The organism is Enterobacter sp. CCUG 70166, assembly GCF_020224095.1.
GTDB lineage: Bacteria > Pseudomonadota > Gammaproteobacteria > Enterobacterales > Enterobacteriaceae > Enterobacter > Enterobacter intestinihominis.
Genome location: NZ_NRIQ01000051.1, coordinates 44124 through 67338 on the forward strand (window position 1 = coordinate 44124; position 23215 = coordinate 67338).

The 23215-nt window shown below is 58.8% G+C and carries 12 protein-coding genes and 1 pseudogene; 2 read left to right on the forward strand and 11 right to left on the reverse strand.

Going from position 1 to position 23215, the window contains the following annotated elements:
* Nucleotides 1-39 precede the first annotated feature (39 nt).
* Together CKK19_RS21020 and CKK19_RS21025 are read right to left on the reverse strand one after the other, a co-directional pair.
* Nucleotides 40-10839: a BapA/Bap/LapF family large adhesin gene (locus CKK19_RS21020; RefSeq protein ID WP_225455217.1), complete on the reverse strand. Its 10800-nt coding sequence runs from the start codon at nt 10837-10839 to the stop codon at nt 40-42.
* An 893-nt stretch (nt 10840-11732) separates the two neighbouring features.
* A pseudogene (locus CKK19_RS21025) lies at nt 11733-12650 on the reverse strand (LysR family transcriptional regulator).
* A gap of 98 nt (nt 12651-12748) precedes the next feature.
* On the opposite strand from CKK19_RS21025, the gene CKK19_RS21030 reads away from it, so the two are divergent.
* Complete coding sequence (locus CKK19_RS21030; RefSeq protein WP_063148624.1) at nt 12749-13471, forward strand: SDR family oxidoreductase; 723 nt, start codon at nt 12749-12751, stop codon at nt 13469-13471.
* 39 nt (nt 13472-13510) lie between these two features.
* Here the strand turns inward: CKK19_RS21030 and CKK19_RS21035 are convergent, their stop codons facing one another.
* The 3 genes from CKK19_RS21035 to CKK19_RS21045 form a co-directional block, all read right to left on the reverse strand.
* A complete protein-coding gene (locus tag CKK19_RS21035; protein ID WP_022649104.1) occupies nt 13511-14257 on the reverse strand; it encodes an SDR family oxidoreductase in 747 nt (248 codons plus the stop codon).
* A 101-nt stretch (nt 14258-14358) separates the two neighbouring features.
* The gene (locus CKK19_RS21040; protein ID WP_050595080.1) at nt 14359-15240 is read right to left on the reverse strand and encodes a helix-turn-helix domain-containing protein; all 882 of its coding nucleotides are present in this window, start codon (nt 15238-15240) and stop codon (nt 14359-14361) included.
* A gap of 18 nt (nt 15241-15258) precedes the next feature.
* Nucleotides 15259-15864: an NADPH-dependent F420 reductase gene (locus CKK19_RS21045; protein ID WP_048965950.1), complete on the reverse strand. Its 606-nt coding sequence runs from the start codon at nt 15862-15864 to the stop codon at nt 15259-15261.
* A gap of 108 nt (nt 15865-15972) precedes the next feature.
* Between CKK19_RS21045 and CKK19_RS21050 the strand changes: the two genes are divergently transcribed.
* Nucleotides 15973-16902 carry a LysR family transcriptional regulator gene (locus tag CKK19_RS21050; protein WP_063853157.1) on the forward strand — a complete coding sequence of 310 codons (930 nt, stop codon included), beginning with the start codon at nt 15973-15975 and terminating at the stop codon, nt 16900-16902.
* A gap of 14 nt (nt 16903-16916) precedes the next feature.
* Here CKK19_RS21050 and CKK19_RS21055 read toward each other — a convergent pair whose 3' ends face one another.
* The 6 genes from CKK19_RS21055 to CKK19_RS21080 all read right to left on the reverse strand — a co-directional run bounded on the left by CKK19_RS21055 (nt 16917) and on the right by CKK19_RS21080 (nt 23036).
* Nucleotides 16917-18095: a hypothetical protein gene (locus tag CKK19_RS21055; RefSeq protein ID WP_032625878.1), complete on the reverse strand. Its 1179-nt coding sequence runs from the start codon at nt 18093-18095 to the stop codon at nt 16917-16919.
* A gap of 11 nt (nt 18096-18106) precedes the next feature.
* Nucleotides 18107-18898 carry an HpcH/HpaI aldolase family protein gene (locus CKK19_RS21060; protein ID WP_048965947.1) on the reverse strand — a complete coding sequence of 264 codons (792 nt, stop codon included), beginning with the start codon at nt 18896-18898 and terminating at the stop codon, nt 18107-18109.
* Nucleotides 18880-19623 (reverse strand): alpha/beta fold hydrolase, encoded by a 744-nt coding sequence (locus CKK19_RS21065; RefSeq protein WP_063853156.1) that lies wholly within the window; start codon nt 19621-19623, stop codon nt 18880-18882. The genes CKK19_RS21060 and CKK19_RS21065 overlap by 19 nt, the downstream gene beginning before the upstream one ends.
* Before the next feature lie 8 nt (nt 19624-19631).
* Nucleotides 19632-20396 (reverse strand): SDR family NAD(P)-dependent oxidoreductase, encoded by a 765-nt coding sequence (locus tag CKK19_RS21070; protein ID WP_155025205.1) that lies wholly within the window; start codon nt 20394-20396, stop codon nt 19632-19634.
* A 3-nt stretch (nt 20397-20399) separates the two neighbouring features.
* A complete protein-coding gene (gene hisD, locus CKK19_RS21075) occupies nt 20400-21722 on the reverse strand; it encodes a histidinol dehydrogenase (protein ID WP_022649096.1) in 1323 nt (440 codons plus the stop codon).
* A 75-nt stretch (nt 21723-21797) separates the two neighbouring features.
* Entirely contained in the window at nt 21798-23036 is a 1239-nt protein-coding gene (locus CKK19_RS21080; RefSeq protein ID WP_022649095.1) for an MFS transporter, read from the reverse strand.
* Between the last annotated feature and the right edge of the window lie 179 nt (nt 23037-23215).

A 23215-nucleotide genomic window follows, 5' to 3' on the forward strand; every position in this document is an offset into this window, starting at 1 on the left:
GGGCGCTGTGCGCGCCCGGGTCATTTCTTGCAGGTGCTATCAGGTAATGATGTGTTGCTGGTTTACAAGCTCGTCGTAGGTGGTCTGAACGTTGTCCAGCGTAACGAGCGTAGATTTAGTGTAGGCGGCTCCCGTGCCGTCACGGTCGATGGAGATCACAGTATTGTTACCGCTTTGTGAAACAGAGACATAGTTCCCCAGCGTCGACGCGCTACCGTTCCAGCCCACCAGCAGATCGCCAATGTCGATCTTGTCTCCCTGCGACAGGGAGAAGTTCGTCCAGTGGTCACCCGTGCTGTTACCTGCGGTGGCGTTACCCGCCGTAGTGTTCAACACCTGATAAATCAGCGTGTCGCCGTAGGCCGTGCCGCTAATCACATCGTTATGTTCCGAACTGACAAATTTCGGTGCCATATTGATGGTCAGCGAGGCGGTATCCCGGGTGCCGTTGGCGTCGGTCAGGGTGTAGTTAAAGACCTCCTTGCTGGTGATGGTAGAGAACGATATCCCCGGGTTGAGTGTGTAGGTGTAACTGCCGTCTGCGGCAATTGCCAGCGTGCCGTAGTGGCCCGTGATGTTTACCTGCGTGCTGCCGGTGTACGGATCCAGCGTGGTGGTTACGCCGTCGTAGCCGGTAATGCTGAGACGGGTATCCACCGAGTGCAGCTGGTCCATCGCGCCCGCGGAGCCGGTGCCGTCGAAGATATTGCCGTCAACGGTGTGGGTGCCCGTGGCGTCAAACTGCGACAGGGAGTAGCTGGTCCCGGTGACGCTTGGGGTAACGGTGATATTTCCCACCCCCAGCGGTCCCATTCTGCCGGTATAGTTCAGCGTATAGGTTCCCGCTTCCAGATCGAGGCCCGTCAGGTTGATCGTCGCCCTGCCGCCCAGCAGCAGCCCGCCGTTAAATGAGCCGGATCTGAGGGTGGTGGTGCCGTTGGTCAGCGTCCAGTCGACCGTTAACCCGGTAAGGGTCAGCAGCGAGGCGACGTTAAACGACAGAACCACGTTATGCAGTGCAGTATTAGGATCCACCACGAAGGTCCCGCTTCCGCTGCCCTGGGTTGAGGCAAGCAGCGCGGCGTTCCAGCTCGCCGACCCGACGGTGGTATCCGAGTATGCGGCGGTGCGGTGCACCGAGTTCACGTCCATCGCCGTGCTGACATCGTTCACCGCGTCCATTGGCTGCGCGGTCGGGGTGATGTTCAGCGATGCCGTGTCTTTCGAGCCGTTCGGCGCGGTGATGGTGTAGACGAAGGTATCTGGGGTGCTGATGCTGTCAGCGCCGACTCCGCTGTCCAGGGTGTAAGTGTACTCCCCGGCTGCGTTGATCCGCAGCGTACCGTACTCGCCGGTGATCTCCGTCAGGCCGCTGCTGTTCACCGCCACGCCGTTAACGTCGGAGACCACGGTACCTGCTGGCGCAATATCATCCGCCAGCACATCCCCGGTCGTGCTCTCGCTCACGCTTGCCACGCTGTAGACATGATCCTGCAAGACGTTCAGCGTGTAGGCCGTCAGCGCGGTGATCCCCGCCGCCGTATTGAGCAGGAACAGGTACTCGCCAGCGGGCAGGTTCAACGTCAGCTGCGGGGAAGTGCCGCCCAGCAGCGGCGCGCGCAGCCAGCCGGGTTCAACGCGCATCTGCTCGAAGGTCTGCGTCGCATTGTTGAACTTATAGATGTAGAGGTCGAACACCGAGGCCAGCGCGACGCCGCCCACGGACGCCTGAACGGTCATGGTGCGGGTGGTGCCTTCTTCCACGTTATAGATGATCGGGTTGGCCAGATCGTCCAGCAGGTTCAGCCCCAGGGTATTGCCAAGGTTGATCCCCACCAGGGTAAAGCCGCCCTGCGACGAGGTGCCGTTGTTGATCGCCTCCACGGTGGTGTCGAAGGTCAGCGAGGCGGTATCGTCCACGGCCACGATCCCGCTGCTGGTAGTGCCTTCGCCCAGCGACAAAACCAGATTTGCCGAGGCGCTGGTGCCGTTATGGGTGATGGTGTAGGTAAAGTTCTCCGTGCGGCCAATGACGGCGGCGCTGGTGTTGGTCAGGTTATAGGTATAGCTGCCGTCCAGGTTGATGGTCAGCGTGCCGTATTGCCCCTGAATCACCGTGCCGTCAGCCGTAACGCTGGTGGTGGTGCCCTGGGCGTTGGTGACCGTAGTGACGGTGGTGCCCGCCGGGGCGTTGTCGCTGCCTGCGGTTGGATCCACGTCAGTGATGACGTTCCCGACAACGCTGGTCTCGCCGGACACGGTGCCTGCGCTGGTCTCTTTCACCGCCACATCGAGGCTGGTGTAAGAGCCGGTTGCCAGCAGGTTAGTGTTGTAGCTCAGGACGCGATACTGACCATTCGCCAGCCCGTTCAGGTTCAGCGACACCCCCGTCGCGCCGAGGGTCAACAGGTCAGCGAACTGCGGCTGCCCGGTATCGACCACGGTGGTCCAGGTGTTGTTGGCGGCGTCGAAGCGCTGTACCACCAGCTCAAGGGTATTGAGCAGGGAAAGAACGGCACCCGTGGCGTTGGCGTTCACGGCAATATCCGCACTGCCGCCGTTGCCGACGGTGAAACCTACCTGCGCGGTGTCGTTGCCGAGCAGCGTCAGCACGTTACCTAAGGCGCCTACCAGCAGGAAACCATAGTCGCTGTACTGCGAATTGGTCACCGTGGCGGTGGTCGTGAGCGCCAGTTCTTCAGCGTTGGTGCTGGCAGAGAGCGGCACCACCGGCGCAAGGGCTGAGCCGGGCAGCGAAACGTTGCCTGCCGCATCGGTGGCGGTGATTTGCAGCGTCTGACCTTCCGTCTGTTTATTGAGGAAGGTGTAGCTCCAGGAACCGTTGCTGTCCGCCGTGGCGGTGACCGTTGAATTATCCGCCAGGCGGATGGTGACGGTGCTGCCCGCTTCAGCGCTACCGGTCAGTACGCTGCCGTCTGCGTTGAAGGTCCCGGTTGGAGCCGTTGGCGCAGTGAGATCGACAATGACGGTGGTCGACGTGGAAATCGGGCTGGTGCCCGAGCCGTTGCTCGCCGTGGCGGTGAAGTCATGCGGGCCTTCACTCAGCACCGGCGTGGTGAAGCTCCAGTTGCCGCTGGCATTCGCGGTGACCGTGCCCATCAGCACCCCGTTGTTATAGAGGGTGATGGTCGTGTTCGGCTGCGCCGTGCCGCTCAGGGTTGGCGTGGTGTCATCGGTGGTATTCCCGTTGGTCAGGTTGCCCGTCACCGTGCCAACGTTATCGTCAATATTGGCGATAACAGGCGCGTTCGGGATTGTGGTGATCGGGGCAATCACGGAGGTGGTGATACCCGCGTTACCGGCCTTATCGGTAGCAAAGACGATCAGGGATTCACCGGCGGTCTGTGCAGGGGTGATGGTGGCGCTGAAGCTTCCGCTACCGTCCGCGACGGCCGTTCCAAGCACGGTTCCGGTGCTGCTGGTGATGGTGACGGTGCTTCCCGCTTCCGCTGTACCGGTGACCTGCGTCCCGTTGGTGATCACCGCCAGCGCGGTTGGAGCTGGTGGCGGCGTCAGGTCAACGTTAATCGTGATAATCGGTGAAGCCACGCTGGTATTGCCCGCGGCATCGGTGGCGGTTGCGGTGAAGTTATGCGCGCCTTCCGTCAGCGTGGTGCTGGTTTGCGGCAGCGTCCAGTTGCCGTTGGCATCGGCAGTGACGGTCCCCACCAGCGTCGTGCCGTCGTAAATACGTACGGTGGCATTGGCTTCTGCCGTACCGTTTAAGGTCGGACGGGTGTCGTTGGTTGGGTTGGTGCCAGTAACAGGTCCGGTGACGGTCCCCACATCATCCTCAATCGAGGTGATTGCCGGTGCGACAGGGGCGGTGGCATCCACATTAATGGTGTAACCGCCGGTCTGCGCGCTGGCGTTGCCCACCGCGTCGGTAGCGGAGAAGGTCAGATTATGCGGCCCGTCAGCCAGCGGGGTGGAAGGCGTAAAGCTCCACGCGCCGCCGGTGGCGACTGCGGTGCCAATCTGTACCCCATTATCAAAGATGGTGACCGTCGCGCCGGCTTCTGCCGTACCGGTGAGCGTTGGCCGCGCGTCGTTGGTTAACCCGCCGTTGGCGACAGGCGCAGCGGCGTTACCGACATCGTCGGTGATGCTGGTCAGCACCGGCAGCGCTGGCGGCGTGGTGTCAATGGTCAGGCTGAAGTCGGCGGACGACGTGCTGGTGTTACCCGCCTGATCCGTTGCTTCTGCGGTAAAGGTGTGTGACCCACTGTCCAGCGGCACGGTGATATCGACGGTCCAGTTGCCATCGGCATCGGCAGTACCGGTGCCCACCAGCGTGGTGCCCTCATAAATATTCACGGTGGCCAGCGGCTCGCTGGTCCCCACCAGACGCGGGAGAGGATCGTTGGTGGTCTGGCCGGAACCTATTGCCCCGGTGATGGTGCCAACGTCGTCAATCGCCTGGGTGATAACCGGCGCGACAGGCGCAGCCGTATCTACCACCAGCGTAAAGCCTGGTGAGGCAGGGCTGACGTTGCCCGCGGCATCGGTTACCGTGGCGGTCCAGGTGTGGCTGCCGTTTGCCAGCGTACCGGTGGTAAAGCTCCATACGCCGTTTGCGTCCGCCACGGCGGTACCCACTTCACGGCCACTTTCATAAATGGTGATGGTCGCGTTGGCCGCCGCGGTGCCGTTCAGTGTTGGCGTGGTGTCGTCTGTGCTTTGTCCCGAGGCGACCGGGCCCAGCACGGTACCAGCATCGTCAGTGGCCGGGGTAAAGACCGGTGCCTCAGGCACCGAGGTATCCACCGTCAGGTTGAACGGTGGTGAGGTGACCCCGGTATTGCCTGCGGCATCGGTGGCGTTGAAGGTAATAACGTGCGGCCCTTCGCCCAGTTCAGTGGTCGGCGTGAAGGTCCAGTTACCCTGGGCGTTGACGACCGCCGTGCCAATTTCCACATCATCGACAATAACGTGTACCGTTGCGCCCACTTCCCCCGTACCGTTGAAGGTTGGACGGGTGTCGTTCGTGGAGCCGTCGCTGGCGAGGGTTCCCGTTCCCGGGCTGACATCGTCTATTACCGTGGTAACCACCGGGGCCGCAGGCCCGGCGGTATCCACCGTAAAGGCGAACACTGGCGAGTTGGCGGAGACGTTTCCGACATCATCGCTGGCGTTAACGCGCAGGTTATACGTCCCGTCAGTCAGTACCGGATCCGGCGTAAAGGTCCAGTTGCCGCTGCCGTCGACCGTGGTGGTGCCGATCTCCACGCCGTTATTCAGCACGTGAATGATGGTACCCGCCTGACCGGAGCCGCTGAGGGTTGGCGTGGTGTCATTGGTCACCTGCCCGGCGGTAAGCGGGCCGGTTGTGCCTCCCGGGGCATTGTCGCTGACCGTAACGATCGTCGGCACCTGTGGCGCAGTCAGATCGATTTCGACGCTCCAGGCGTTGGACGGCTGGCTGACGTTGCCCTGCGGATCCGTCGCTCTGACGGTAAAGTCATGCGTCCCTTCGCCGAGGGCGGTTTCAGGAGTAAATGTCCAGGCACCGGTGCCGTCTGCTGCCACCGTACCAATTTGCGTAGCGCCATCAAAAATGGCGACGACGCTGTTCGGCTCGGCGCTACCGGTCAGGGTTGGCGTAGTGTCGTTGGTTGGATCGCCGCTTGGGACTGGCGTTGCCGCATTGCCTGCGTTATCCGTCACGCTGGTAATCACCGGCGTGGTAGAGACGGTGTCGACAACGATGGTGATCCCGGCCGACGGGGCGCTCTCATTGCCTGCCGGGTCGGTGGCGGTCACGGTCAGGGTGTGGCTGCCGTCGTCCAGCGCAGGCGGCGTGTAGCTCCAGGTGCCGGTCGGACCGACAACAACGGTGCCCAGCGGGTCGCCGTCATCGTACACCGTAATGGTGTCCCCGGCCGTGCCTGTTCCGGTCAGGGTAGGACGGTTGTCGTTGGTGCTCTGCCCGTCAGCGATTGGGCCGGTGACCGGGCCTACGTCATCGGTCACCGCACCGATGGCTGGTGCGGTCGGATCGGTGAGGTCGACGGTGACGGTCGCGATCGGCGACTGCCCGCTGGTCGCGCCGGTGCCGGTATTCGTGGCGGTGACGGCGAAGGTGTGTGGGCCTTCCGCGAGCGGCAGTAGAAGCGTATAGCTCCAGTTGCCGTCTGTATCCGCAACAATTTCGGTCAGCGGAACCAGCGCCCCATCCAGATAAATGGTGATGACGCTACCCGGATCGGCGGTGCCGGTAAGGGTAGGCGTGGTGTCATTGGTGGTTTTGTCTTTCACATCGCCAGTGACGGGATCGGCATCATCGTTGATTGCCGTAATCACCGGCACCGCTGGCAGAATAAGCGGGGAGTCCGGTACGTCAAAGGTGGTTGTCGGGCTTGCATTACCTGCGGCGTCCGTGGCGAACAGCGTCAGCGTCGCGGGATCCAGTTGGGCCGGGGAGAGGGCGATGGAGAAGATGCCTCCCGTCGCGACCCCGGTCCCGATGATATTGCCGCCGGCGTCACGCACCGTCACCGTGGTTCCGTCATCTGCCGTACCGGTCAGTGGCGTGCCCTCTGCGGCAATGGTGATATTGGTTGGCGTTGCAGGAAGCAGCGTATCCACCGTCACGCTGAGATCGCCGGAGCTGGCGGAGGTATTCCCCGCCGCGTCACTTGCGGCAACCGAGAAGGTATGCGGCCCTTCCGCAAGCGCGGGGTCGGCTGTCCAGGACCATGTCCCGTTCGGCTGAACCACCACGACCACCGGAGACGGCGTGCCATCTACAGAAACGGTTACGCTCGAACCCGGCTCGCCAATCCCGGTGAGGGTTGGGGTACCGTCGCGGGTGTAAAGCACGCTGTTGGTCAGTTGGCTGTCAGAGACGGCGTCAATTTGCGGCACGGTCGGTGCCTGCGTATCGACCGTCACGCTAAAGACCGGGCTGACCGGGCTCAGGTTACCCGCGTCGTCCACCGCGGCGACGGTGATATTCAGCGGACCATCGGTTTGTGTCGGCAGGGTGTATGACCACTCGCCATTGGCGATTTCAACGCGATCCACTTCCACGCCGTTGTTGTAGATAATCACCGTTTCGCCGGTCGTGCCGCCTCCGCCAATGACAGGTGTGTTATCGTTGGTTGAGCCTCCATTCTGAGCGCCGCCAATGGAACCGATGAGCGGGGTATCCGGGGCGAGGGTGTCGACCGTTATCGTGATACCGGTTGATGGCAGAGATTCATTGTCGGCTTCATCGGTGGCGGTCGCCGTGTATTGGTGCGTCCCTTCGCCAATGTTGCTCTCAGGACGCCAGCTCCAGTTACCGCTACCGTCCACCGTGACGCTGCCCACGGCCTGCGGCTCGCCTGTACCCACCTGGTCATAGATGGTAATGACGTCATTCGGCGTACCGGTGCCGCTCAGTACCGGGCGCGGATCGTTGGTGGTTCCGCCGTTGTCCACTGGCCCGGTGATCTGGCTTACGCTGTCTGTCACTGTCGGGATCCCCGGCTGGCCCGGCGCGTCGGTATCAATGGTAATGGTCACTGGCGTGGACGGTGCGCTTTCGTTCCCGGCGCTGTCCTGATTGGTCACCGTCAGGGAGAGATCGTAGGTGCCGTCAGGGAGCGGATCTTCCGGTGTCCAGCTCCAGTTACCGTCGCCATCGATCTCGGCTTCACCTATTTTGGTTGCGCCATCGTAAATGCTTACGGTATCTCCCGGCGTGCCCGAGCCGCTCAGGGTTGGTGTGGTATCGCGGGTGGTCTCCCCAGGATTCAGAGCCGTCCCCGGTGTGGCGCCGTCCGGGTTCACGGTGATCTCAGGAATATCCGGCGTTGCAGGCGCGGTCGTGTCGATCGCCAGCTCAAACGGTGGCGAGATGGTGGTATTACCCGCCTCATCCGTCGCGTGGACCGTCAGCGAATGCGGGCCGTCCGTCAGCGGCGTGGTTGGCGTAAAGCTCCAGCCGCCGCTGCCGTCAAGCACGGCCGTGCCGAGCAGGGTGGTCCCGTCATAGATAGTGATGGTGGTGCCTTCCGGTGCGGTTCCCTGCAGCTGCGGCAGCGTGTCATCGGTAGTATCCCCGCTGTTAAGCGGAACCTGCACAGTGCCGATGTTATCGGAGACGGTGTCAAGGGTGGCCGCCGGTGGCGGAGTGGTATCGACGGTAAAGGTAAAGCCGGGTGATGATGCGCTGGTGTTGCCGGCCGCATCGCTCGCGACGACGGTGAACGTATGCTGCCCGTTCCCTAATGCGGTAGTGGGCGTGAAGGTCCATGCGCCACCGTTGTTCACAATGGCAGTACCAATATCCTGTCCGTCCAGGCGGATCGTCACGGTGGAGCCCGGCTCGCCGGTACCGTTCAGCGTCGGGAGCGTGTCGTTGGTGATTTGGTTGTTGTCGAGCGGCCCCGTGCGGCCCGGTACGTCATCAATGACCTGCGTAATGGCTGGAGCGCCCGGCGCGGCGGTATCCACCGTGATGCTCCAGGTGTTCGATGTCCCGCTGAGGTTATTGTTGGCGTCAACCGCCGTCGCCGTCAGCACGTGCCCGCCGTCGGGAAGATCCGTTTCCAGCGTGATGGACCACTGGCCGTCAGGCCCAACCACCGCAGTGCCGATTTCAGTGGTGCCGCTGTAGAGGGTGATCGTTGTGCCGGGCTCGCCCGTTCCGTTGATGGTCGGGGTTTTGTCGTTGGTGAGACCGTTCTGGCTGACAGGACCGGTGACGTCGAGCGCATCATCCTCCACGCCTGTGATGACCGGGGTTTGTGCCGCGGTGATGTCCGGCGCGTCAAACGGCGCGGTCGGGCCGGTGTTTCCGGCGGTATCGGTGGCATCTGCGGTCAGGGCTTCGCCGTTGGCTTTCGGCGGGATCAGATCAACGCTGAAATTACCCTGATCGTCGGCGACCGCTTCCCCGACCTTAACGCCATTTTCACGAATGGTGACGGTGCTGCCCGGCTCGGCTGTACCGGTTACCGTGGTGCCGTCGGCAGAGATCACCACGTTTTCCGGTGCCAGCGGTGGCGTGCTGTCTGGCGCGTCGGCAAAGCCGGACGGACTGGTGTTGCCGCTGCCGTCGGTGGCCGTCACTGCAAGGGCTTCGCCGTTGGTCTGGGCTGGCGAAATCGGGATGGTAAAGGTGCCGTCCGGACCGGCGGTGGCCTGGCCGATGATCGTACCGTCCGGCGCTTTAATAATAATCGTGCTGTTTGGCTCGGCGGTTCCGCTGACGCTTGCCCCGTCTTCCGCCACCACCAGGTTACCCGGTGCAGCAGGCGCGGTGATGTCCGCTGCGTTAACCAGCGCCGGGGAACTCTGGTTGCCTGCGGCATCGGAGGCGACCACGGAGATGATCTCGCCGTTCACTTGTGCAGGGTTCAGGTTGGCGATGTAGTTGCCGTTGCTGTCGGCAGTGGCGGTCCCGATTTGCACCCCGGCGTTGTTGGTGATGACAATTTTGCTGCCCGGCTCGGCAGTACCGGTGATTTGCGTGCCTGTCGAATTGAGCGTCGCCTCCGGCATGTCTGGCGGCGTAAGATCGACGGTAAAGTTGATCGGCTGAGACAGGCCGCTCTGGTTGCCTGCCGCATCGGTCGCGGTGGTGGTAATGGCGTGGTTTCCTTCAGACAGGTTGGTCGACGGGTTAAAGCTCCATTTCCCGGTAGCATCGGCCGTGGCGGTGCCGATCGGCCTGCCGTTGTCATAGAAGGTAATAACGGTGCCAGCTTCACTGATGCCGCTGAACGTCGGGCGTGCATCGTCCGTGCGTTGTCCGTTGCTCAGCGGGCCCGCTTCGGTGCCCACGTTATCATTGACGGTGACAATCTCGGGGGCAGCCGGCGCGGTTGAATCCGGTGCCGTGACCTGAACGCCCGGGCTGGTATTGCCGGACGGATCGGTGGCGGTGGCGCTGATCTGCTCCCCGTTGGTGAGCGGCGTGCCGAGATCGATAGTAAATTTCCCGTCGCTGCCAGCCTTGCCCGTTCCGATGGTGTTGCCATCGGCATCTTTCAGTGTCACGGTGCTGCCCGGCTCAGCCGTACCGGAGACGGTTTTGCCGTCAGGCGAAACCTCCAGATTGGCAGGTGCATCCGGCGCGGTGAGATCCGGTGCTGTGACCTGACCACCCTGGCTGGTATTGCCGGACGGGTCGGTGGCCGTGGCGGTGATCTGCTCCCCGTTGGTGAGCGGCGTACCGAGATCGATAGTAAATTTGCCGTCGCTGCCGACCTTGCCCGTTCCAATGGTGTTGCCATCGGCATCTTTAAGGGTAATCGTGCTGCCCGGTTCAGCCGTACCTGTTACGATTTTGCCGTCAGGTGAGACCTGAAGATTAGTGGGAGCATTCGGAGGCGTAGTATCAGGTTCGGAAGGATTTCCCGGATTACCGGGATTCGGGTTGTTGTTATCGTCATCTCCGCCACCTCCACCGCCGGTTCCCGCCGCAATAGCAATCCCACCTGCGGCGGCCAGGCCACCCAGCACCCAGGGCCACGCAGCGGCGCCACCAGCATCACTCCCTGACGCCGCCAGTAATGCATCGGTGGAGGCGATGGATTCATAGGTCGCGGCACCGGTTGGATCTTCAATCCACCACAGCGCTCCGTCACTCTCTTCAAGCACCAGCTGGCTTACGCCCTGCGCATCAGCGACGTAGAAATTCTTGAGGGTAATCACTTCGCCCGAATTGAGGGTAATCACCAGATCGTTTCCGCTGCGGGAGTAATCTGCGATGTTGGCTCGATCCACGTTAAGCTTAACGATTGAGGAGTGATCGAGTGTTATCTGTGTCCCTTCCGTGGTCGTTTCCACGCCAGTTAATTTAGATATAACAGATATTTGGCTCATACAGTTATTACTCCAGCAGAGTGATTGGTTACGGCGTGTCAAACAAAGCCATCGTTTCTGAAGGGATGAACGCGCTCCCGGCGAAAATACTGTTTAATAAACAGGATTTACCGTTACTTTCTTTAGCGCGACCGATGCCCGCCAGGATTAAAAGTGGCAACCTCAGGGCAAAGCTAATTATTTACACAGGAAATAGTTGTTTATTTATATGTTTGCGATTTATAAGCCTTATTGTTTGTGCAGGTATTAAATTATTTCGTTATAAAAATGATATAGCTATAAATGTCTGAATAAGCAAATTAAGTGTTAGTAAACCCAGCGCGGCTATTGCAGGGGAGATTAATTGATAGCGTGAATATATTCCGTTAGCTATGAGGGCGCGTGGATAAAGGGTTTTGGCGTAAAAGGTGCAACCCTTAAAACGGTGCTGGTGGGGCGATATTAATAATTATAATATGCGATAAATATCTAATTTTGGTTAGGTTTAATTGCTGCTTAATTGTAGTTTAAGTTAGGGTGAAATATCTGGTGTATGATATATTTAAAACTCTCTCATTTATAAAATATATTTTTACGGGCGGGTTAATTTCTGCTACTCAAAAAATAACGTGTTTTCTTCTCATGTTTAATAAATAAAAGGCCGCAAGCGTGGCCTTTCAGAGGCTATCGGTATTAGCCTAAAGAAATTATGCCGATTTCCACGAGGGCGGCTAATGTCAAAAGAATAAAGAGGATAACAACTATTGGTCTGTACATTTTTAAGGTTCCATCCTTGTGTGAAGTCCTGCCCATCGTGTCCGTTGTCATTTTCCATGGTAATGACGTGCTGTCGTTGATGCTCATCAAAGGGACGCAGTAGATTGAGGAAAATCTGCATTCAGGGTTGGAACCATTTAACGCAGTGTAGGCTGCGTGGCGGGGAGCTGTCGCCACTGGCGGATGTGCTCGATCAGGGCTCTGAGCTTGGGGGCCATATTGTGGCGCTGGGGAAAATAGAGATAAAAACCAGGAAAAGATGGAAGAAACGCATCCAGTAAGGAAACCAGCTGTCCTGATTCAATGTACGGTGTGAAGGTGTCCTCCGTGGCAAAGGTTATACCACCGCCGGCCAGCGCGAGGCTGAGCATAAGACGCAGATCGTTAGTGGTGATTTGTGGTTCAATTGCCACATCGAAAGGGACGCCTGCTTCCTCAAACTCCCAGCGATAGGGGGCAACGTCCGGGGAAGGGCGCCAGCCGATACACCGATGAGCGACCAGTTCACGGGGGTGCGTCGGTGCGCTGTGTGTCGCCAGATAGGAAGGTGAAGCCACCACCCGTTCACGCTGCTGGCCCGTAAGGGGAATAGCGATCATGTCTTTTTCGATAACTTCGCCCAGCCTCACCCCGGCGTCATAGCCCGCTGCCACGATATCGAATTCCTCATCTGACACGAAAACATCAAGCGATACCGCAGGATGCGCGGCCGTAAACGAGGCGAGCAGTGGGCCCGAAAGAAACGCTTCCGCAATTGAGGTAACAGCGATCCTGAGCTGTCCGCGCGGTATGCTGTCCGAGGTGATGTCGTCAAAAGCCGCCTCAATGTTGGCGATGGGCCCCAGCAACGATTTATGCAACCGTTAACCCGCTTCGGTGAGCCTTACCGAGCGCGTGGTGCGCATCACCAGCAGGGTCTGAAACCCATCTTCGAGACGTCTTATTCCCTGGCTGACAGCGGAACGGGTTATGCCCAGGCGCCCGGCGGCAGCGCTGAAGCTGCGTTCTTCGGCGACCGCCAGAAAAAGCGGTAACAAATTAAGATCGATTTTCATTGTTTAACATTGCTAACCAGTGAGTCCAGTAAAGGCAGGATACAAGAAACAATGGTCTGTATCTATGATTGCAGTGAACTCAACTGAAGGAGTAAAACATGAACAAAGTCATCTTAATTACCGGCGCCTCCAGCGGTATCGGAGAAGGTATCGCCAGAGAGCTCGGCAAGGCAGGCGCAAAAGTGTTCGTGGGTGCACGGAGGCTGGATCGCATCCACGCTCTGGCTGATGAAATCCGCAGCGCAGGTGGGGAGGCAGAGGCTCAGGTATTAGACGTTACCAGCCGCCAGTCGATGGCCGCCTTCGTTCAGGCAGCACGGGATAAGTGGGGCCGCATTGACGTACTTATTAACAACGCGGGCATTATGCCTCTCTCTCCCCTTTCGGCTGGCAAGCAGGATGAATGGGAGCGCACCATTGACGTAAATATCAAGGGCGTACTGTGGGGTATTGGTGCTGTTTTGCCGATTATGGAAGCCCAGGGCTCGGGGCAGATCGTCAATATAGGCTCGATTGGTGCCTTGTCCGTCGTGCCCACGGCCGCCGTCTATTGCGCGACCAAATTTGCGGTACGGGCCATTTCCGATGGTTTACGTCAGGAAAGTTCGAACATCCGTGTGTCCTGCGTCAACCCTGGGGTAGTGGAAAGCGAACTGGCCTCGACCATCACGCACGAAGAAACCATGGCGGTGATGGATGCGTACCGGGCTATTGCTCTCAAACCGGCTGATATCGCTCGCGCCGTGCGCCACATCATCGAGGCGCCTGAGAGTGTCGATACCACCGAAATCACCATCAGACCTACGGCCTCTGCAAACTAACGTTGCGGGTCAGGCACCAGCCTGACCCGCTTCACCCTCTTACCACGGCTGTTCGGTCGGCATAATAAACAGCTCTGCCACGTCCACATGTTCCGGTGCCTGCAATACGTAAAGAATCGAGTCGGCGATATCATCGGCTTTCAGGAACGTCATCTTCTCCTTCAGCTGTTCCATCTGTGCACGATAATTTTCGTCACTGATATGCTCGAATAATTCACTTTCAACGGCACCCGGCTGAAGCGAGGTGACGCGAATGTTGAACTGAGGGGCCAGCTCCATACGCAAAATATCCGAGAAGGCGGCAACCGCGTGCTTCGTCGCGCAGTATACGCCCAGTCCGGGAAACGTTTTACGCCCGGCGATCGACGAGGTATTGATGATATGACCCGAGCGCTGTGACTGCATAATCGGCAATACGGCCGCGACCGTGTTAAACAGGCCCTTTACGTTTACATCTACCATTCGATGCCACTCGTCAACCCGGAGGCTGGCGATATCCGAAATCGGCATCAGCCCGGCGTTATTAAAGGCGATATCAATATGGCCATAGCGTTTGTGCAGTGCCTCCACCCCTTTATTAACTGAGGCCGGGTCAGTGACATCCATGGCCAGCGCCATGGCTTCCCCGCCAGCAGCCTCAATTTCAGACACCAGCGCCTGAAGACGATCCAGACGGCGGGCAGCGAGACCCACCCTGACGCCCTGTTCCGCTAACTTTTTGGCCGTGGAGGCACCAATTCCGCTTGAAGCACCGGTGATGAGCGCGACTTTACCGTTGAGTTCCATAGTTGATCCTCTTGAGAGTTGATTTCAACGCTTCAGAAAGAATGTCTGAAGTACGGGTCAATAATGGATCTTTCTGGCAATCGCTTCGCGCGGGCTTTTGCTCAAACTGTCGGGCTTTTGCTGCGAACGGCATCGCTGCGATAGTGGGAGGGCGTCACGCCGTTATGCCTGAGGAATACGGCAGCAAAGTGGCTGGGGCTGGTGTATCCGACGTTCAGTGCAATATTGATAATGGAATCATTGCTTTCCGATAGCATGCGACGCGCCTCCTCCATGCGTAGCCGGATAAAGTAGTGAGAAGGGGAAAGTCCGGTTGACTGTTTAAAGGCGCGGCTAAAATGGTATTCGCTAAGATCGGTCAGTTCAGCCAGGCGTGCCAGGTCAAACGGCTGGGCTAACCCTTCACGCATTGCCGTGAAGACCCGGTGCAGCTTAAATGCCTGCAAGCCCCCGCGGTGTCGTTTCGCAGGTGTGCCATAGGTGCGAATCAGATGTACTGCCAGCGCCTGCGCAATGCCCTGGATAAACGGGCCGCTGGGTGGATTTTGCAGATACAGCTCCTGACGTATCTGCTCCAGCAGGGCGGATAGCGTGTCGTCGCGCGCGCCGGAGACTTCCCGCAGTTCATACTCCTGCATCATAGCCACTCCCATATAAACATGCATAACGACGAAAGGCGTATCTGGCCCGGCGTGCCAGCGCATTTCAGTAGGAGAAGCCGCCGTTGTGAGAAAGAAATCGCCTGCGGTAACGCGGTTTGCTAACCACGGCTCACCGGGGGAACGCTCCTCAACGACGGCATTACCTGAGAGGATCCAGACGATAAAAGGCTCCGGCACTGCCGGAATAATGACGTTTTCCTGCACGTGTCTGCGCGCCAGAATTTGCACGAATACATCCCGGGAAGATTGCGCCCGATGTTCCCTGATCAGCTTGCCGGGAAGGTATTCTTCAAAGGTCTCTGCGGAAGTACGCTGCGTCATATTTATCGTTGCCTTTAGCTATGCCAGTTGCACCAGGTTCACCGCCGGAAGAGGCCCTCCGGGGAATTGTTGTAGCGTACCGCCAACCTCCAGGCTGCCTAAATCAATACTTGCGAAGCCCAGTTGACCGGCTAAGGCTGTTATTTCCGCCTTTGCGTCAGGATGGTCTCCGGAGATAAAGACGACACGACGGCCACCCGCCTGCGCCGGATCCTGAGCCAGCACCCCTGCAAGGAGAGTATTGAAGGCTTTAACGACGCGTGCACCCGGAGCCCACTGTGTCACCACCTGGCTTGAGTTTTTTCCGCCCAGTTCAGCCAGCGTGAAGCCTGGCAGTATGACCGGGTTGGTCGCGTCGATCAGGATACGCCCCTCCCAGTTTATGCCGCGTAACGCGGCCTCGGTTTTGTCCCAGTTTGTGCTGACAAAAACGATGTCGGCTTGGGCGGCCTGTTCTACGGTGCCAGCGCGAGCCCCGTGGCCCAGTTTCTCAACCACCGCAGTCAGGCTTTCCGGCCCGCGGCTGTTACTCAGAATAGCGTTCATGCCCGCTTTAACCAGTTGTTCTGCAAAGGCTTTCCCGATAGCGCCAGCGCCGATGATACCTACAGTAGTCGTTTTCATATTGTATTTCCTTCATTGAAGAGTAGTGAACATGCACTGAGAGTAGTAATCTTTGACCTATCTGAATAGCCTATATAATTAGATGGGATCCATCTGCTGGAGCGATACATGCTGGACGGTATGTCTGTTGATCAACTCCGCACCTTTATTGCTGCCGTTGATGAAGGGAGTTTTTCCGCCGCCGGTCGCAGGCTGCGGCGCGCGCAGTCGGTTGTCAGCGCGACGCTGGCAAACCTTGAGGCACAGGTCGGGTTTCCATTATTCGATCGTACCGGGCGTTATCCGACGCTGACGGAGGCGGGCGTCGCCATGCTGGAAGCGGCGCGTTTTGCCACTGCCGGGATGGACGCCTTTAAGGCTAAGGCGCGCACCTTAGCCGAAGGTCTTGAGCCTGAACTGGCGGTGTCCGTCGACGTGATGTTTCCCGTAGCGCAGCTCACCGCTGCGGTGCAGGCGTTTCAGCAGGCATTTCCTGACACCCCGCTGCGTTTGTATGTGGAAGCGTTGGGGGCGGTGTTCCAGCCTTTACTGGACGGTCATTGCCGGGTGGCGATAACCGGATCGCTGCCGCATCTTCCGGCGGGATGCACCTCAGAATTCCTTCTCAGCGTGCCTGCGGTGGCCGTTGTCTCCCCTGAGCATCCGCTGGCGAACGCGTCCGGTCCGATCCTTCGTTCACTTTTACAGGAACACGTCCAGCTGGTGCTGACCGATCGCTCCTCTCTCACCGTGGGCCGAAGCTTTGGCGTCATGTCGTCAAAGACATGGCATTTAGCGGATATGGGCGCGAAGCACGCCTTCCTGCGTGCCGGACTGGGGTGGGGTTATATGCCGCTGCCAATGGTCGAGGAAGATCTCGCAGCGGGAAAACTGGTTACGCTGAACGTGCCGATGCAGCCCGACGTCGGGCCCGGTTTTTCCATGCAGGCGGTGCACCTGGAGGAACATCCGCCCGGCCCGGCCGGACGCTGGTTCGTTAACAGGCTGAAAATGCAGGCTGGCATGCCTCTCAACGAACGCAGCGGATCCGGCAAGTGAGCTCAACGGATAATTCAGGTTTTGTTGCTGTTGCATGTCTCCAGTATCGCACCGGCCCGACGGGCCGTGGCAGGCAGGATGTCGGCATCGGCTACGTAGCCATCGGGATCGAGACAGCGATTGTGTTCTCTCGCCTGTTGCAGGATCGCTTCATCCCAGTAGAGGCGCTTACGCTGATCGCCGCGGGTCGTCAGAATAAACTCCGTTTTGCCGTCAACCGCGCGGTAGCGACGCCAGCTGTTTGCCGGAACAGAGATCACCGAACGTTCCGGAGCGATAACGCTCACTTCTTCGCCCGCCTCGTTCCAGGTGACCTCCAGCTGGCCTTTAAAGACCATAATGACCTGAATATCCGGGCAGAGATGGCGGCCCACAACGTGATCCTCGGCGAGACGCAGCCATTCGACGGAAAAACCGTGCGGGCTCACGATAGCGGGAGCGGAATCCCGATCCTGTGAAATGCCGAAACCGATAACCGGCGCAATTTCGCCGCCGTGTCCTGGCAGCACCGAATCCAGCAGTCCCTGGGCTGACCAGCAGCGGTCATCGCCGGTTACCGCACGCTGGCGCATCTCCTCAACGCTGTAGTCACGCAGCCCGGCAATATATTCCTCTGACAGCGGCGTCAGCAGCGCGGCGGGGTCAGGCCGCGGGTCGCCGGTTTCCTGTGTGATGAGCATGTTGTCTTTACTCAAATACATTCCGTATTCGCTGGCTGCCGCCAGCACGGAAGGATGCCAGATGATGCCGCCCGTGTTGTCCCCGCCGAGCACCGTAAACACCATACCGCTGGTCTCTTCTTTACTGACGTTGGTGAAACCGCGGAAGATCCAGGTCGGTATTGAAAGGATAGTGGGTGCGCTAAATTCAGCTTCATGCTCGCCGTTGGCACCCCAGCGAAAACGCCATGTTCCTTCATGGATCAGGAACACCTCGGCGGTGAAATGCAGATGCAGATTATTCGTCACCCCTTTCGGCATAGCCGCCGCGCCAATGTTAAAGCCGTGCGGCTCGGGAATATTGACGACCTGCTCGCTGGACTGGGTTACACCCGGGCCGATGAAGGAATAGTTTTGTTTGAGATGCGAGCCGGGTAGCTTGCAATCAATAAAAGCAAGATTACAGGAAACCATGTCCTCGGGGGCGATTAACCGTGTTCGTGCCTGACTCTGGGTAAGATGGATGGTTTTCATTATTTCTCCTTTTAATAACCGGATGCACCGGTGGTAGGGATAGCGTTGCCGCGGGCGAGGGCAATGGCTTCACGCGAGGCGCGACCCAGTTGCATGACGTCGTTTGCAGGGGTAACAAACTGAAAACCCTGATCAATGCGCGCTGCGGCGGCCGCGCCGGAAGTGCAGAAAATTCCGGCAATCTTCTGCTGCTGGCGGCAGCACTGAATCACCCGCTCAATAGCAGCAAGCATTTCGGGATGATGGGATTCGGCGCTGGCGCTGCCGGTCAGCGTCAGTGAGAGATCGTTGGGGCCAATAAACACACCGTCCAGCCCTTCGGTATCAAGGATGGCGTCAAGATCAGCCAGCCCTTCGCGGGTTTCGATCATCGCCAGCGTCAGGATCTCGTTGTTAGCGTGCTGTGGATAATCACTGCCGCCGTAGAGTAGACCTCTGGCCGGACCAAAGGAGCGAACACCCAGCGGTGGATAGCGACAGGCCGCGACAAAACGGCGAGCCTGTTCCGCGCTGGAGATCATCGGGCAGATTACGCCGTAGGCTCCTGCGTCTAATACGCGCATGATTTGCGCCGGATCGTTATCTGCCACCCGCACCAGCGGCACGGCAGGCGTGGCCGATAGCGCCTGTAGCATTGACAGCGCGCTGGCAAAATCAATCATGCCGTGCTGCAAATCGACGGTGACGGCGTCGTAACCCTGATGGCCCATAATTTCCGCGCTATAACCGGACGGGATCGCCAGCCAGCCGTTTATGATGGGAGTATTTTCCAGAAATGCGGTCTTTAAACTGTTTTTGCGCACTGTATGCACTCCGTTATCCACTGACGCAGCAGCGGCGCGATCTCATCCGGGTTTTCCAGCGGAATAAAATGCCCGCCAGCCTCCACCGTATGTCTGGTCACGTTCGCGTTGCCTGCGGCCAGTAGCTGATGATGATGGGGCGTGCAGATAACGTCCTGCGCGCCGTTTAGAAGTAATGTGGGGCAGGAGAGGGCGTTAAACGCAGTCCGGTTGTCCTGCCGGTGAATGGCCATTTCCGTTTGCCCGGCAAAGGTCTCAATGCCGCACTCTTGCGCCATTCGGCAAATACTCTCTTGCAGGATCCGATCGGACAGACGTGACGGGGCGACATAGCTCTGCCACAGCGAGGAGACCAGCCAGTCGGCCAGGCCCCGCGCCTGTGCGGTGCGTACCGCTTCCCGGCGTGAAGCGAGGGTGTCTGGCGCAACGGGCAACGGATTAACGGAAATCAGCGTCAGCCCGTTCACTCTTTCTGGCGCGTCGGCGGCCATTTGCAGCGCGACTATGGCACCGAGAGAAAACCCTGCCAGCAGAAAGCGCGGCGGCAGAACCTCTAATAACCGCCGTGACGCCTGCGGCGCGGACTCCGCACCCGTCAGCGTAATACAGGACACCGCTGCGACATTCAGCCGTTCAATAACGGGCTGCCAGAGCCGGGCGTTACAGAGCGTGCCACCAAGCAGCACCAGTGGCAGATCGGTATTGTCCAGAAGCGGATATTCCATTGCATCCCTCACGTAGCGGTCCAGCCGCCGTCAACCATCAGGGCACTGCCGGTGATCAGCCCGGCGGCATCTGAGGCGAGAAACACTACCGGGCCCATAATGTCCTCCAGCTTGCCTAACCGGCGCAGCTTGATGTTGTCCAGCACGTAGTGGCGGAACGCCGGATCGGCAAGCGCCGGGCGCGTCAGGTCGGTTTCAATGAAGGTCGGGCACAGCGTATTAACGCGGATCCCCGCATCGCCCAGCTCCAGCGCCATCGTTCGGGTTAACCCTTCAAGCGCGAATTTGGAGGCACAGTACACGCTACGCTCGGGGCCACCAACGTGTCCCATTTGCGATGAGATGTGAATAATCGACCCTCCCTTACCGCCCGCCCGCATTCTGCGCGCCACGCGCTGGCTGACAAAAAAGGTGGCGCGCAGGTTAAGCGCCATCACCGCATCGAAATTGTCCTCGTTCACCTCAAGAAACGGCTGGTGGCGGGCCAGCCCGGCACTGTTCACCAGAATGTCGGGAGCGGGCAATGTCGCCAGCACACGCTCCACCTCCTGAGCGTCGGTAATATCCAGCTCAAGCGGGTGAAATGCGAGCCTGTGTTCCGCTGCCAGACTTGCGGCATGCGCCAGCGCCTCGTGGCCCCGGGCGGCGATCCATACCTCTGCGCCCGCCTGTGCGAGGGCGACGGCGGCAGCGAAGCCAATCCCTCTTGACCCGCCGGTCACCAGCGCGCGTTTGCCGTGCAGGGTGAAAGAGGGCGTTTGCAAAAGCGTCATGGCTTACACCTTTTCCCTGACCGGGGCCGGTGTGGCGTAGGGAACCTCCGTCTGGCCATAACGGCGCACGCGAATATTGGCCTGCTCGGCATGTCCGGCGAAACCCTCCAGCAACGACAGACGCGAACAATAGCTGCCGATTTCGGCGGTGGCTTCGTCGCTGAGGACTTTCTGGAAGGTGCAGGTTTTCATGAACTTGCCCACCCACAGGCCGCCGGTATAGCGTGCGGCTTTTTGCGTCGGCAGGGTGTGGTTGGTTCCGATCACCTTATCGCCGTAGGCCACGTTAGTTCGCGGCCCAAGGAACAGCGCGCCGTAATTGGTTAGGTTAGCCAGGAACCAGTCGTCCCGGTCGGTCATCACCTGAACATGTTCGGAAGCGATACGATCTGCCTCCAGCAGCATCTCTTCGTAGCTGTCGCAGACGATGATTTCCCCGTAGTCCTGCCAGGACTGGCGGGCAATGTCGGCGGTAGGGAGCTTTTCCAGCAGCCGTTCCACTTCGCTGAGCGTCTCTTTGGCAAGCTGGAGCGAGTTCGTCAGCAGGATGGCAGGGGTGGTGACGCCGTGTTCGGCCTGGCCCAGCAGATCCGTGGCGCACATTTCCGCGTCAACGGTGTCATCGGCAATCACCAGCGTTTCCGTCGGACCGGCAAACAGATCGATACCTACCCGGCCGAACAGCTGGCGTTTGGCCTCCGCGACGAAGGCGTTACCGGGGCCGACCAGCATGTCGACCGGTGCCAGCGAGTCCGTGCCCAGCGCCATGGCGCCTATCGCCTGAATGCCGCCAAGGGCATAGATTTCCGTTGCGCCAGCCATTTTTTGCGCCGCGACAATCGCCGGGGCGGGCTGACCGTTAAACGGCGGGGCACAGCTGATAATTCTTGAGCACCCCGCCACGCTGGCGGTGATAATCGACATGTGTGCGGAGGCGAGCAGGGGATATTTTCCGCCAGGCACGTAACATCCCACGGCGTTAATCGGAATATTCTTATGCCCGAGAATAACGCCGGGACGCGTTTCAATTTCCAGATCCCGCAGGCATTCTTTCTGCGCGCGGGCAAAATTCGCCACCTGCTGTTGGGCGAATTCAATATCCTGAATATCCTGGCGGCTTAACTGTTTTATGCAGCGGTCGATCTCCGCGGGGGTCAGACGATAATCCTGACGGTCATAACGATCGAATTTAATGGATAATTCGCGAATGGCTTTATTTCCACGCTTTTCAATATCCGCAAGTATTTGCTCAACCGTTTCTCTTATTTGCTGGTTGGCTTGCTGGCGCTCTTCGGTAGATTTACCGGTTTTTAATTTCCAGGACACACGCTTCTCCTTACCTTTTTTAGATGTCAGTTGTCCTCCCGGCAGACCGGGAAAGGGTGTTTACTTCAGAGTGGGTTATTGATCCGGCGCGGCGGCGTACGCACCGTTTTTTAATAATTGGGCTGAGGTTTGCGTTTTACGGGCATATACCCATCGAGCGGACAGCGGCGTGGCAATAGCGGCCACAACGGAAAGGGCGGCAATCAATATATAACCGGACGACAGGTTAATATGTTGCATCATTACGCCCATCATTACCGGCCCGACAAACATGCCGCAGGAATAAATGGTCTGGAATAGTCCCATTCGCGTGGATTGTTCATCAGACGAGGTATTCACTACGCTGAGCGACATGAATGCGGCAAAGGCCATACCGAACGAAAAACCTGCCAGCGCCTGCCACAGGTAAATGACGTACATATTGCTGGTAAAGGGAATGCCGAAGGTGGAGATCACCTGTAAAACGATGCCGAGCACGGCGGTTTTTACCAGCCCAAGGCGCTGATAAAACACCGAGCTGCACAGGGCGATGGCCAGCCCGTAAAACAGAAGGTGGATGTTTCCGAGCACCGCGAGGATCCCCGCCCGGGCGCCGAGCTGTTCGGCGTAGACCGGCGTCAGCGTGTCCCGGGTGGCGAAGGGCACCAGAATGACGACGGTCGCCAGGATGCCAATCAGCCAGACGGAACGGTCGGCCAGCTGCTGGCGCGCACCGGTGATGCAGGCTTTAAGCGTGGGGGCCTGCACCGGGTCGTGCACGTCCTGAATGCGGGTCGTCAGGATCAGCGCCACCAGGGCGGAGATGCAGGAGACAAAAAAGGCGATGTTATTGGCAAAATAGTGGATCAGCACCGCGCCAATACAGTTGCCGAGAAATACGCCGATGGGCCCTGCCAGCGCCAGCAGCGCGACGGCGGCAGGGGCTTCGTTGCGACCGAAGTAACGCATGAACAGGATGTTGTACAGCACCCATGTCGCCGCCGTGACGCCGTCTGCCGCTTTCGCCAGATACAGCGTAATGGCATTGGGTTCAAGCCAGGCAATTGGCCAGGCGATAATTGGCAGCAGCAGGCCAATCTGGATGAAGATCCTGCGGCTTTTAACCACGTCGGAAATAATGCCTAACGGGAAGCGTATCAGAAGGGTTGCCAGCCCGGATGCGCCCATGATGATGCCCATAATCTGTGGCTCAATGCCCTGGTTGATCATCATGGGGGCCAGGAATGCATCAATGCTATGGATGCAGATAAAGAACAGGATGCTGATGATGAAAAAGAGCCGGGCTTCCCGACGGCGTAACAGTGCTTGAAACATGGTTTTGAACCTCTTAAGAATTAATGGGTTATAACCAGTCAGGGACGACGTTTACCGGTTCAATCCTTTGGGCGACTCCTGTTCTCTCCGGTACCATTGACGGTATTAAAACTCTTTGCATACGTATTCAAGATTTGAAGTTACGAAAAGGTTTCATGTTTGTAAAGTGATCTCGATCT

Excerpts from the sequence above, each read along its gene's own strand:
- CKK19_RS21020 (WP_225455217.1), bottom strand. The coding sequence starts at position 10,839 with ATGAGCCAAATATCTGTTATATCTAAATTAACTGGCGTGGAAACGACC.
- CKK19_RS21035 (WP_022649104.1), bottom strand. The coding sequence starts at position 14,257 with ATGGAACTCAACGGTAAAGTCGCGCTCATCACCGGTGCTTCAAGCGGA.
- CKK19_RS21080 (WP_022649095.1), bottom strand. The coding sequence starts at position 23,036 with ATGTTTCAAGCACTGTTACGCCGTCGGGAAGCCCGGCTCTTTTTCATC.
- CKK19_RS21045 (WP_048965950.1), bottom strand. The coding sequence starts at position 15,864 with ATGAAAACGACTACTGTAGGTATCATCGGCGCTGGCGCTATCGGGAAA.
- CKK19_RS21055 (WP_032625878.1), bottom strand. The coding sequence starts at position 18,095 with ATGAAAACCATCCATCTTACCCAGAGTCAGGCACGAACACGGTTAATC.
- CKK19_RS21065 (WP_063853156.1), bottom strand. The coding sequence starts at position 19,623 with ATGGAATATCCGCTTCTGGACAATACCGATCTGCCACTGGTGCTGCTT.
- CKK19_RS21040 (WP_050595080.1), bottom strand. The coding sequence starts at position 15,240 with ATGACGCAGCGTACTTCCGCAGAGACCTTTGAAGAATACCTTCCCGGC.
- CKK19_RS21050 (WP_063853157.1), top strand. The coding sequence starts at position 15,973 with ATGCTGGACGGTATGTCTGTTGATCAACTCCGCACCTTTATTGCTGCC.
- CKK19_RS21030 (WP_063148624.1), top strand. The coding sequence starts at position 12,749 with ATGAACAAAGTCATCTTAATTACCGGCGCCTCCAGCGGTATCGGAGAA.
- CKK19_RS21070 (WP_155025205.1), bottom strand. The coding sequence starts at position 20,396 with ATGACGCTTTTGCAAACGCCCTCTTTCACCCTGCACGGCAAACGCGCG.